General features: G+C 54.3%; 10 protein-coding genes. 9 read left to right on the top strand and 1 reads right to left on the bottom strand.

The features are described from left to right. Positions 1 to 8: 8 nt before the first annotated feature. On the top strand, positions 9 to 1898 hold the full coding sequence (gene mutL, locus N685_RS0116800) for a DNA mismatch repair endonuclease MutL (protein WP_031410278.1): 1890 nt from the start codon (positions 9 to 11) through the stop codon (positions 1896 to 1898). Between the two features lie 221 nt (positions 1899 to 2119). Next, the gene (locus tag N685_RS0116795; protein ID WP_031410276.1) at positions 2120 to 3145 is read left to right on the top strand and encodes a C40 family peptidase; all 1026 of its coding nucleotides are present in this window, start codon (positions 2120 to 2122) and stop codon (positions 3143 to 3145) included. A 116-nt stretch (positions 3146 to 3261) separates the two neighbouring features. Here the strand turns inward: N685_RS0116795 and N685_RS19650 are convergent, their stop codons facing one another. Next, complete coding sequence (locus N685_RS19650) at positions 3262 to 3420, bottom strand: hypothetical protein (RefSeq protein WP_156961401.1); 159 nt, start codon at positions 3418 to 3420, stop codon at positions 3262 to 3264. A gap of 72 nt (positions 3421 to 3492) precedes the next feature. On the opposite strand from N685_RS19650, the gene N685_RS0116785 reads away from it, so the two are divergent. The 7 genes from N685_RS0116785 to N685_RS0116750 all read left to right on the top strand — a co-directional run bounded on the left by N685_RS0116785 (position 3493) and on the right by N685_RS0116750 (position 12662). Next, positions 3493 to 4842, top strand: coding sequence for an MDR family MFS transporter (locus N685_RS0116785; protein WP_031410274.1), 1350 nt, complete (start codon positions 3493 to 3495; stop codon positions 4840 to 4842). A 212-nt stretch (positions 4843 to 5054) separates the two neighbouring features. Beyond that, positions 5055 to 6752, top strand: coding sequence for a methyl-accepting chemotaxis protein (locus N685_RS0116780; protein WP_031410272.1), 1698 nt, complete (start codon positions 5055 to 5057; stop codon positions 6750 to 6752). 496 nt (positions 6753 to 7248) lie between these two features. Then, positions 7249 to 8193: a tRNA (adenosine(37)-N6)-dimethylallyltransferase MiaA gene (gene miaA, locus N685_RS0116775; protein WP_031410271.1), complete on the top strand. Its 945-nt coding sequence runs from the start codon at positions 7249 to 7251 to the stop codon at positions 8191 to 8193. A gap of 38 nt (positions 8194 to 8231) precedes the next feature. Next, positions 8232 to 8459 (top strand): RNA chaperone Hfq, encoded by a 228-nt coding sequence (gene hfq / locus N685_RS0116770; RefSeq protein ID WP_011230812.1) that lies wholly within the window; start codon positions 8232 to 8234, stop codon positions 8457 to 8459. 339 nt (positions 8460 to 8798) lie between these two features. Then, entirely contained in the window at positions 8799 to 9731 is a 933-nt protein-coding gene (spoVK, locus tag N685_RS0116765) for a stage V sporulation protein K (RefSeq protein ID WP_031410268.1), read from the top strand. A 186-nt stretch (positions 9732 to 9917) separates the two neighbouring features. Then, entirely contained in the window at positions 9918 to 11492 is a 1575-nt protein-coding gene (locus N685_RS0116755) for a fatty acid--CoA ligase (protein WP_031410267.1), read from the top strand. 24 nt (positions 11493 to 11516) lie between these two features. Then, the gene (locus N685_RS0116750) at positions 11517 to 12662 is read left to right on the top strand and encodes an acyl-CoA dehydrogenase family protein (RefSeq protein ID WP_031410265.1); all 1146 of its coding nucleotides are present in this window, start codon (positions 11517 to 11519) and stop codon (positions 12660 to 12662) included. Positions 12663 to 12677: the final 15 nt, after the last annotated feature.

The following is a 12677-nucleotide window of genomic DNA, read 5'->3' as shown; positions in this document are numbered from 1 at the left end:
GAGGCCCGATGGGACGCATCCGCAAGCTCGATGACCTTCTGGCAAACAAAATCGCCGCCGGCGAAGTGGTCGAACGGCCGGCTTCGGTCGTCAAGGAATTGGTGGAAAACGCCATTGATGCCCATAGTACGGTCATCAACATCGAACTTGAAGAGGCGGGAATGGCGAAAATCCGCGTCATCGACAACGGTGACGGCATAGAGGAAGACGACTGCTTGCTCGCTTTTGAACGGCATGCGACAAGCAAAATTCATGACGAGCACGATTTGTTCCGCATCCGCACGCTTGGGTTTCGCGGTGAGGCGCTGCCGAGCATCGCTTCCGTATCGGAAGTGGAGCTGGTCACCGGTACGGGCAACGGACCAGGAACGAAGCTTGTGCTTCGAGGCGGTGCGCTCATCTCCCGCGCGCGGGCGGCGGGGCGCAAAGGGACGGATATTACCGTATCGAACTTATTTTTCAACACCCCTGCGCGCTTGAAATATATGAAAACGATCCACACCGAGCTCGGCCATGCGGCCGACGTCGTCAACCGGCTTGCGCTCGCCCATCCGGACGTATCATTTCGCCTCCGCCATCAAGGAAAAACGTTGCTTGCCACCAATGGCAGCGGCGATGTCCGGCACGTGCTCGCCGCTATTTACGGCGCCGAGACGGCGAGGCAAATGATCCCCATTGAAGCGGAATCGCTCGATTTTACTATTCGCGGTTACATTTCGCCGCCGGACGTGACGCGGGCCTCGCGCAACTACATCTCGCTTGTTGTCAACGGCCGCTATGTGCGCAGCGTGCCGCTCATGAAAGCAATTGAAGCCGGCTACCACACGCTCTTGCCGATCGGCCGCTATCCGATTGTGTTTTTGTCCATTGAAATGGATCCGGTGCTTGTTGATGTCAACGTCCATCCGGCTAAGCTCGAAGTCCGCTTCAGCAAGGAAGCAGAGCTGAACGAGCTCGTGACGGGCGTCATCCGTCGGGCGTTTCGCGAGCGGACGCTCATTCCGTCTGTATCTGCCGACAGCAAGATGGTGAAACCGAAGGCGGAACAGGCGGCTTGGACGTTCACTCATCGCGTCCGCGAGCCGTCTGTCTTATTCAGTGACATCGGCGGCGAAGATGCGACCGCTCCTCTCGCACCGCTCACCGGTGACGCACCGGCTGAGCAGCCATCCGCGGCTGTGCAGATGGATGAATGTGGAATACTGGACGAACATGGGCCCGCTTTTGAGCGAAAGCAGGAAGAAGAGGTGGAAGAAGAAAGGCTTGCCCTTCGCTTGCCTACAGACGGGCAAGCGGAGGAGAAAGCGGCGGCCGATCGCCTGCCGCCGCTTTCTCCGATCGGCCAATTGCACGGGACATACATTTTGGCTGAGAACGAACATGGGCTGTATATGATCGATCAGCATGCGGCGCAAGAGCGGATCAACTATGAATATTTCCGGGAAAAACTCGGCGAAGTCACGAAGGAAGTGCAGGAGCTGCTCGTTCCATTGATGTTTGAATATCCAGCCGACGAGTACGAGCGGATCGCCGCCTGCCGCGATGAGCTGGCGTGTTGCGGCGTGTTTCTTGAGCCGTTTGGACCGCGGGCGTTTCTCGTTCGCTCCCATCCGATTTGGTTTCCGAAAGGGAGAGAAAAGGAAATCATCGAGGAAATGATCGAACAAGTGCTGGCGGCAAAAACGGTCGACATCAAGCAATTGCGCGAACAAGCGGCCATCTTAATGAGTTGCAAACGCGCCATTAAAGCGAACCAACATTTGCGCCAGGATGAACTGTTCGCTTTGCTTGAGGCGCTGCGGCGGACGACGGACCCATTTACTTGTCCGCACGGCCGGCCGATCATCGTTCATTTTTCGACATATGAAATTGAAAAACTATTTAAACGGGTGATGTAGCCTGTGCCCCCTTTGCCGCGCAAAGGGGGCGTTTTTTGTAATCGTTTTGTAATCTACTTTTATTCTTTCTGTTACAGACGGATTGTTTTGATTTTACTATAATGGCTCATGTGCAGGCATACATGGTGAAAATTGTAGAGTCATAGCGGATTTTGGCGGACCAGCTCAATAAATAGAAGAGTTGCTAAAAGAACTACATCGACGTCATAGGGGGATGCAGCATGAAAAAGACGGTTGTATTGACAAGCACGTTGATCGGCTCGTTGTTGGCCGGCCACGCGGCATCGGCGGCGAGCTATACGGTGCAAAAAGGCGACACGCTTTGGAAGATTGCTCGGCAATCCGGCACGACGGTTGCCGCGTTAAAGCAAGAAAACGGTTTGTCTTCGGATTTGATTTTCCCTGGCCAAGTATTGCAAGTCAACGAGCAGGCAGAATCAGAAAAAATCTCTTCCCGTACGTATACGGTGCAACCTGGCGATACGTTAAGCGGAATTGCCCGCAAGTTCGACACCACTGTCGATGCGTTGATCAAGCTCAATCCAAGCATTGTGAATCCAGACTTCATTCGCGTGGGGCAGACGTTGCAAGTAGCGGGTGAACAAGGACGTTCCAATACATATGAGGTACAGCCGGCGGCTGTGCCGACGAACGGCCGGTATATCGTGCAGGCGGGGGATACGCTGCTGGGAATTGCGAACAAGTTTCAAACGACGGTCGACCGTCTGTTGACGCTGAATCCACAAATTACAAACCCGAACATCATCCGCATCGGCCAAGCCATTAAAGTGGCGGGTGGAACGGCTGATGTCCGGGAGGCCAAGCAGCAGGTATTGGCCGCCAACTCGGCTGCCACTGAGTCGTCTGCATCGCTTGCCGACCGAATCATCGATATTGCGGAAAAATATTTAGGGGCGCGCTATTTGTATGGAGCAAGCCCGTCGCGCACCGATGTGTTCGACTGCTCGTCGTTTACGATGCGCGTCTTCAGCGAAGCCGGCATTTCGTTGCCGCGCACATCCACCGCCCAGGCGCAAGCGGGAAGAGCGGTGTCGTTTGGCCAGTTGCAAAAAGGCGATCTTGTCTTTTTTGACACCGATTCAAACGGAACGATCAACCATGTCGGCATTTACGCTGGCAATGGACAAATGATCAACGCGACCGTTTCGTTAGGCGTCACGTATTCGTCGCTGACGTCGTCCTATTGGAAAACGCGGTATGTAAAAGCGGTTCGGGTGCTCGACTAATGTTGCCGACCGCGCTCAAGCAGTCGAGGCGCAAGGCTGTCTGCGCAAAGCCATTGAGGCTTTGGCGGGCGGCCTTTTTTATGCCGGTTAGCAGGCGGTGAACGGGACAAGGAGGTTTAACCGCTTTGTTTTTCAAATGGAAAAACTTCACCGGCTTCATGCTTCGATTCGTCAATGGCCGCTTCTTGGAAGAGGAGAACAACGATAATGCGTGCGATCGCCAAGGCGCGTCGTTTTCTTCGTCTGGCCGCCATCGTTTTTTGTTTGCGGCGCATATGATTTTGTGCACCGGTGTTTTATCGTGTAAAATAAATTATTCGTAGTCGATAAAAAAGGAGGTCATTCGTATGAACAGCCGTCTGTCCGTGATGGTGAGCATCGTGCTGGCCATGCTCGTCGCCTCGATGGATACGATGATCATGAACACGACGATGCCGATCATCGCTAAAGAACTTGGGGGATTTTCTTTGTACGCCTGGGCGTTTGCGTCATATATGATTACGATGACCGTCCTGTCGCCCATCGCTGGCCGTTTGTCCGATCTATTCGGCCGCAAAAACGTATTCCGCTTTGGCATCATTTTATTTTTGATCAGCTCGCTTCTTTGCGGTTTGTCGCAAAACATGGTGCAGCTTGTGGTGTTCCGCGCCGTACAAGGGGTTGGTGCCGGGTTTATGATGCCGTTTCCGGCCATTATCGCCGGTGATTTGTTTCCGGTGGAAAAGCGCGGAAAGATCCAGGCGTTTTTTACCGCCATGTGGGGCATTTCCGCCGTGCTCGCGCCGCTTTTAGGCTCGCTGTTTGTCGAATACGCGACATGGCGCTGGATTTTTTATGTCAACATTCCCATTTGCTTGCTCTCGCTTGTGACGTTGCTTCCATATAAAGAAGTATATGAACCGAAACGAGCGGCGGTCGATTACATGGGGGCTGTGTTGTTTGCGGCGGCAGTCAGTTTGCTTTTGCTTGTCACCGTTGTGGAGCGGAGACAATGGTGGTACGGGGCGGCTGGCGCGCTCTTGCTTGTTGCGTTTTACTTTTTCGAAAAACGGCAGCCGTCTCCGCTCGTGCCGCTGTCGATTGTCCAGCACCGGACGCTCAAATGGATGAACATTAACGGCTTTGTCAGTTGCGTTGCCCTGTTTGGGACGTCAAGCTACATTCCGCTCTTTTTGCAAAACGTCGCTCATTTATCCGTATTTATCAGCGGCGTTGCCTTGCTTGGCTCATCCGTTGGCTGGATGATCGCCGCCGTGCCGGCTGGGAAATGGATTTTACGCTATGGCTACCGTCCGCTTCTCATCATCGGCAATGTGCTGCTGGTTGCGTCCGGCTTGCTTCTTGCACTGCTCAACGAGAGCCATGGGTTTTGGTACGTTTTCTTCATCATGTTTGTCCAAGGGCTGTCGTTTGGGTTGACGTCGACCGTTGGGATCATTGGCTCGCAGCAGCTTGCCGACGCACATGAAAAAGGAATCGCGACGTCCTTTTTTATGTTTTGTCGCAATATTGGCACAGCGATCGGCGTGACCGTCATGGGAGCGTTTTTGACGAAGGCGCCGACGTTTATGGCCGGCATCCATCATTTGTTTTTGTTCGGCCTCATTGGCAGCATCGTGGCGCTTGTCACCTCACTTTTCATTCGGGATGAAGCCGAAGCTGACCGAAACACGTGGCAGCCGGAAGGAACGGCGTAAGGCGGTGGAAGCGGCATCGGGGCGGCCTGTTTGCTCTTCTTGCGAGTTTACGGTGAAAGAGGGGCTCATGGAGAAAATTCAGTTGATTTTCTCCATGAAGCAGGCCTTTTCATCAAGATGGCGAAAGAGCCAAAAAAATACTAAACATTGGCTGTTATCATCCGATAATGTAGATGGAACAACATACTGATTCACAGACGGGGGACTTGCCAATGAACATGAAAATGACTGTGCGCAAAAAACTGCTGGCCGGCTTCGGCCTCGTCTACATGTTGATCGCATGGCTAGTCGGGTTTTCTTATTACGAGATTTCGATTCTTGACCGTACATACACCGATGTGATCGACAAACGAGTGACGAAGCTTGTCAATGCCAAAGAGCTTGAAGTATTGATCCGCCGCGAAGTCGGCAGTATGCGCGGCTATTTGTTGACAGACGATGAGACGTCAAGGAAAAACTTTGAAAAAGCGCATGGGGAGTACAAGAAAATAAGCGAAAAGCTTGCGACGGAGCTGACGCGGGAAGAAACGAAACAACTGCTTGCCGAGCTCGATTTGCTTGAACAGCAGTTTTACGAACTAGGGCAAAAAACGTTCGACTTAAAAGCGCAAAACAAACCAGAGCAGTACATCGCCCTTGTGACCACAACGGGGCGCGACTTAACGACCCAATTTGATGAAAAGGTGAATCAATTCGTCGCTCTCCAGCAGCGAGAAATGAAGGAAGCCAATGATGATGCGAGTGCATCGGCGGCCGGGGTTCAGCGGCTGATCATCATCGTCGGCTTGTTGACGGTGGCGGCTGGGGCAGCTGCCAGCTACTACATCAGCCGTTCGCTTTCCCGCCCGCTATTGGCGCTATCAGAAGCGGCGAAACGGATCGCCGCCGGCGATTTGACAGAGACAAAAACCGGCATCCGCAACCGCGACGAAATTGGCGAACTTGCCGCTTCGTTTGAACAGATGGTAAAACATTTGCGTGGGGTGCTTCAGGAAGTGACGCAAAGCGCTGAGCAAGTGGCCGCTTCGTCGGAAGAGCTGGCAGCGAGCGCCGAACAGACGAGCAAAGCGACCGAGCAAATCGCCATGACAATTCAAGGCGTCGCTTCCAGCATGGACAAGCAAATGCAAAGCGTGGAAGAAACGTCCGCCGCCGTCGATTCCATGTCTGAGAGAATCGAGCAAATTTCCGGACGGGCGCAAAGCGTGTCCGCCATCGCTGCTGAGGCGTCAAAACAAGCGGCTGAGGGCGGACAAACGATCGAGGCGGGCGTCGCGCAAATGAACAAAGTGAATGATACGGTCGAGCAGTTGGCTGACCTCATTAAAGGGCTCGGACACCGTTCCGAGCAAATCGGTTCGATCATCGAAGCGATCCGCAGCATCGCGGCGCAGACGAATTTGCTCGCCTTAAACGCCGCCATTGAGGCGGCGCGCGCCGGCGAGCATGGGCGCGGCTTTGCCGTCGTTGCTGACGAAGTGCGGAAGCTCGCTGAGCAATCGGCGCAATCGGCCCAGCAAATCGCGGAATTGATCGCTGCCATTCAAGAAGAAACAGCCCATGCGGTCCAATCGATGGAGTCGGTCGTCAACGAAGTGACGGTCGGGACGAACGTCATTCGCGCCTCAGGCGAAACGTTCGCCCGCATTCGCACCGCCGTGGACGAAGTTGCGGCGCAAATCCGTCATGTATCCACCGCGGTCAGCGACATGGCCTCTTCTTCGGAGCAGATTGTGCGCTCCGTCCGGCTTGTCGCCGATGTGGCCGAGTCAACATCGGCTGGTGCGCAGGAGGTGTCGGCGGCGACCGAGGAACAGCTGGCCTCGATGGAGGAAATTTCAGCCTCGGCCGCGTCGCTCTCGAAAATGGCGGACGATTTGCAGGCGATTGTCAACAAGTTTTCATTATGATGAGCGCGGCTTTGCTTGGTCATGGGGAAAAGGGAACAGGGCAATTTTTCGCGTTGCCATGTATAAAACGGTCTGCGGATGGCGAAAACGTATGAAAGAAATGGGTTCATCCGTTGCCGTTTTGATCATAGTTCCGAAAAAAGACTCTCCCGCTTCCAGCGCATGACGCAGCCCAGCGATAAGCAGAAGATGAATATTGGTTGGCGTCAGCCAAAACACATGATAAAATCAAGGTATATCATGTTCTTTGTGAACTGGATATAGGGGTCGCATGGAGAAATCAAGCAAAGCCTTCCATGCGTAAAAGATCCAGGGCGTGAAAGAACTCCGAATCGTCGGATGCCTAGGGTTGGGACGACTCGAAGTGACGCTCAGGGACGAAAGGTTGCTTTCGTCGTGGAACTGAGAAGCTCCCACTTCAAGCAAAGCGAAGTGGGGGCCGTTCACGTATAATGATGGTTGACACAAGTCCAACAACAGAAAGCAGTGACGCGCTATGGCTGAAAAAGTCGCCGTCATCGTCGGGCCGACGGCGGTCGGCAAAACGAAGCTCGGCATCGCGTTGGCGAAAAAGCTGGGCGGAGAGGTCATCAGCGGCGATTCGATGCAAATTTATAAAGGGATGGACATTGGCACGGCGAAAGTGAAGCCCGATGAGATGGAGGGAATCCCGCATCATTTGCTGGACATCAAAGAACCGTGCGAACCGTTTTCCGTCGTCGAATTTCAGCGGCTTTGCCGTGCGCTCATCACCGAGATTTCGGCGCGCGGCCGGCTGCCGATCATCGTCGGCGGCACCGGGCTGTACATTCAAGCTGCGATTTACGATTACCAATTTTCCGACGCCCCTTCCGACGAAGCGTACCGGCGGACGCTCAAGCGGCTGGCGGCTGAGCACGGAGCCGAGGCGCTTTACCGTCAGCTTGAGGCCGTTGATCCAACCAGTGCGGCTCGCATTCATCCGCACAACATTCGCCGCGTCATCCGCGCCTTAGAGGTGTATCATTGCACCGGCAAGCCGTTCAGCGAGTGGCAACAAACAGAAAAGCGGCTTTTGTATGAGGCGGCCATCGTTGGCTTGACGGCGGAGCGAGAGGTGCTTTACCGCCGCATCAATGAGCGGGTCGATGAGATGATCGCCGCGGGATTGATCGAAGAGGCGAAATCGCTTTATGACCGCGGCCTGCGCGACTGCCAGGCGGTGCAAGCCATCGGCTATAAGGAGCTGTACGACTATTTTGACGGCCGCGTTTCCCTTGCTGAAGCGGTCGAGCAGCTGAAACAAAATTCGCGCCGCTATGCGAAACGGCAGCTCACTTGGTTTCGCAATCAAATGCCGGTGAAATGGTTTGACATGACCGACGCCGAGCAGTTCGCCGCCAAGGTCGAGGAAATTTCTCACTATGTAGCAGGAAAGCTTCAACTTGAAGCGAATATATAATTATATCCTTAGTTAGAGAGAAAAGAGGAGGACGTTTGATGAAAAACACGATCAATATTCAAGACCAGTTTTTAAACCAGCTGCGCAAAGAGGGCATTCAAGTGACCGTCTTCTTATTGAACGGCTTCCAGTTGCGCGGGTACATTAAAGGGTTTGACAACTTCACCGTACTTTTGGAAGTGCAAGGAAAACAACAGCTCATTTACAAGCACGCCATTTCGACGTTTGCGCCGGAGCGGAATATCCATTTTGAAACCGAACAGTAAGATCGACGGTACATACGCCGCCGAAAAAGAGGCGCCTTCCTTCGTGTGGAGGGTGCCTTTTTCCATTTCCCGTTTTCCTTCCGAGCCTGCCATTGGATCGACAAGCTCCCGCGTCACCCGAAGGGAAGTGAGAGACGAGGTGAATTCAGATGCGTAAACCGCCGCTTTTGTGAATAAACATATACAAACTTTTTCCGTTATAGCCGACCGGCTGTTCGTTTGGGCGATTGTCACGGATCGGCGGTGGTGTACGTATACTAGTTAACGAAAAGGCAAGGCGTCAAAAGCCAAGTCGGAACGGGTGCGGATGGCAGAAAACGGGAAGTGAGGTGACGCCCCTTGTCAGAATTGACGATGAACAAAGCGAAAGGGCAAATCAACATCGTGTTGAACTCCAAAACGGTAAACCATTTAGTGAAAGAAGAGCCGAACGACTGGCTCGATGGCGAAGAGCATCAGGCGCTCCGCAATATTCAAAAGGAGCTTGATCAACTGATCGGCCTCGATCATGTCAAAAAAATCATCAAGGAAATTTACGCCTGGCTGTACATCAACCGGCTGCGCAAGGAGAACGGCTTAAAGGCCAACCGCCAGGCGCTCCATATGATTTTCAAAGGCAATCCCGGCACCGGCAAAACGACGGTGGCGCGCTTGCTCGGCAAATTGTTTTACGAGATGAACGTCCTGTCCAAAGGGCATTTCATTGAAGCGGAGCGGGCCGATTTGGTCGGAGAGTACATCGGGCATACGGCGAACAAAACGCGCGACTTGATTAAAAAAGCGCGCGGAGGGATTTTATTTATCGATGAAGCGTATTCGCTCGCCCGCGGCGGGGAGAAGGACTTCGGCAAAGAAGCGATTGACACGCTGGTGAAAGGAATGGAAGACTTTTGCGACGACTTGGTGGTGATTTTGGCCGGCTATCCGAAAGAAATGGACTATTTTTTGTCGTTAAATCCCGGCTTGCCGTCGCGCTTTCCTCTCACGATCGAGTTTCCCGATTACACGGTCGAGGAGCTCGTGCAAATCGCCAAACAAATGTTGCGCGAGCGCGAGTATGAAATGACGCCGGAAGCGGAGCGGAAACTATACATTCATCTCGAAGGGACGCTGGAAGCGACCGGCCGCCTCAAGTTCAGCAACGGCCGCTATGTGCGCAACTTAATCGAAAAGGCGATCCGCAAGCAGGCGGTCCGCCTTCTTTATGAAGGGCGATATGACAAAAAAGAGCTGATGACGATCCGTGACCGCGATCTTGTCATTCATGCGTAAGGCGGAAACGGCGCTCCTTTGGCACCAAAAAAAGGAGCGCGTTTTTTTGTTTGAGAAAAAGAGGAATGCCTTAGAAAAGGTCGAATACATAAACAATACAGGGCATGCGCCAAAATTTGTCTGAATTGTCTGTCTTATAAAACCTTTTGCTTGTCCAAATCCATGAGAAAAAGGGGGAGCTGCTGCTTGTACGTGACGATTGGGGAGATGTTTTCCCAGACCGTGCGAAAGTTTCCAAACCGGGAGGCGGTCGTCGAGGTGACCACTGGACGCCGCTATACGTACGCCGAATGGGAGAGGGAAGTGAACCGGTGGGCGAATGCGTTTCAGGAAGCCGGCGTGCGCAAGGGAGACCGCGTTTCTACGGTTCTGTACAACACGCTTGAACTCGCCACCGCCCTGTTTGCCTGCGCCAAAATCGGCGCCGTGTTCAATCCGATCAACTTTCGGCTGAAAGCGGAAGAAATCGCTTATATTTTGACGGATGCGGAGCCGAAACTCGTGCTGTTGGAACGGGCGGTTGAGCCGCAGCTCGCCGCGATTCACCACCGGTTTCCGCACGTGTCGTTTTGGTCGATCGACGGTGATCCGCCGCCGTTTGCCAAAAGCGCTCATGAAGAGGCGGCCCGGGCTTCGGCGGAAGCGCCGCGCGTGCCAGTGGAAGAGACCGATCTGTACGCCATTATGTATACAAGCGGCACGACCGGGCGTCCAAAAGGAGTGATGCATCGGCACCGCGACATGATCGAGCAAAGCGTCCTTTGCCATGGCGTCATGCGCATCCGCGAGACGGATCGTGGGCTGGCGGCGGCGCCGCTGTTCCATTGCGCCGAACTGCATTGCTGCTTGCTGCCGCGCGTGCATGCGGGAGCGGCGAGCGTCATTTTGCACCATTTTGATGCCAAGCTCGTTCTCGAGACGATCGAACGTGAGCGAATTACGCTCCTGTTTGGCGCCCCGACGATGTGGAACATGATCTTGCAGGAAGATGTAAGCGGTTACGACTTATCTTCGCTTCGCCTCGGCCTATACGGCGCCGCCCCGATGGCTCCGGCGCTGGTGAGGCAATGCCAAGAGCGGCTCGGCATTGAGCTGATTCAAGCGTACGGGATGACAGAAATGGGGCCGGCGGTGACGTTTTTGTTGGAAGATGAGCAGCTCAAGAAACCGGGTTCCGCCGGGCGCGCCTGCCTCAACCATGAAATCCGCGTCGTCCGCGCGCGGGAGGACGGGCCGTCCGACCCAGATGATGTGCTGCCGCCGTATGAAGTCGGCGAAATTGTGATGCGCGGACCGTGCATGATGGCCGGCTACTACAAGCGCGAGGAAGCGACGGAACAAGCGCTGTACAAAGGCTGGTATCATTCCGGCGATCTTGGCTACGTTGATGAAGACGGCTATTTGTATGTCGCCGATCGGGTCGATGACATGGTGATCAGCGGCGGAGAAAACGTCTATCCGCGCGAAGTCGAGGACGTGTTGTATGAGCATCCGAAAGTGCTTGATGTCGCTGTGCTCGGCGAGCCGGATGAGCTGTGGGGCGAAAAAGTCGTCGCCTTCATCGTCAAAAAAGAGGACAGCTTGACCGCCGATGAGCTCGAGCAGTTTTGCCAAACGAGCGACCGCCTCGCCCCGTACAAGCGGCCGCGCGCCTATTATTTCATCGACACCCTGCCGCGCAATGCGAGCGGGAAAATCCAAAAGTTTTTGCTGCGTGAACAGCTGAAAAAACAGGCGGCGGGCGGAACGGAGAAAAAGTGACCGAACAGAAGAGAGGGATGAACGGTGACAGCTCGCTATTTGCGCGAGGAGCACCAGATTTTCCGCGATGCATTCCGCAAGTTTTTAGAGAAAGAAGCCTATCCGTACTACGACGAATGGGAGCGGCGCGGCATCATCCCGCGCTCGTTTTGGGCGAAAATGGGGGAAAACGGCTTTCTTTGCCCATGGGTCGATGAGAAGTACGGGGGATTGAACGCCGATTTTGCCTACTCGGTCGTCATCAATGAGGAGCTGGAAAAAGTCGGTTCCAGCCTTGTCGGCATCGGCCTGCATAACGATATTGTGACGCCGTACATCGCCTCGTACGGAACGGAGGAACAAAAGCAAAAATGGCTGCCGAAATGCGTCAGCGGCGAGCTCATTACCGCCATCGCCATGACCGAGCCGGGGGCCGGGTCGGATTTGGCCAACATTTCGACAACGGCGGTGAAAGACGGCGACGCCTACATCGTCAACGGGCAAAAAACGTTTATCACCAACGGGATTCATGCCGACTTGGTCATCGTCGCCTGCAAAACCGACCCGCACGCGAAACCGCCGCACCGCGGCATCAGCCTGCTCGTCGTGGAGCGGGATACGCCGGGGTTTACGCGCGGGCGGAAGCTTGAGAAAGTCGGGCTGCACGCCCAAGATACGGCCGAGCTGTTTTTCCAAGATGCGAAAGTGCCGGCGTCCAACTTGCTCGGTGAAGAAGGAAAAGGCTTCTATTATTTAATGGAAAAACTCCAGCAGGAGCGGCTCGTTGTCGCCATCGCCGCACAGACGGCGGCGGAAGTGATGTTTTCCTTGACGAAGCAATATGTCAAACAACGCACGGCGTTCGGCAAACGGGTGAGCGAGTTTCAAACCGTCCAGTTCCGCCTCGCCGAAATGGCGACCGAGATCGCCCTCGGACGTACGTTTGTCGACCGCGTCATTGAAGAGCATATGGCAGGAAAACGGATCGTCACCGAAGTGTCGATGGCGAAATGGTGGATTACCGAGATGGCCAAACGCGTCGCCGCCGAAGCCATGCAGCTGCACGGCGGCTATGGCTATATGGAAGAATACGAGATCGCCCGGCGCTATCGCGACATTCCGGTGAGCGCCATCTACGCCGGGACGAACGAGATGATGAAAACGATCATCGCTCGCGAGCTAGATTTGTAGAAAGAGGGAAGGACC

The organism is Geobacillus vulcani PSS1 (genome assembly GCF_000733845.1).
In the GTDB taxonomy this organism is placed as follows: Bacteria; Bacillota; Bacilli; order Bacillales; family Anoxybacillaceae; genus Geobacillus; species Geobacillus vulcani.
The sequence above is the reverse complement of the archived record's forward strand: the minus strand, read 5'-3'. Positions and strand labels throughout refer to the sequence as shown.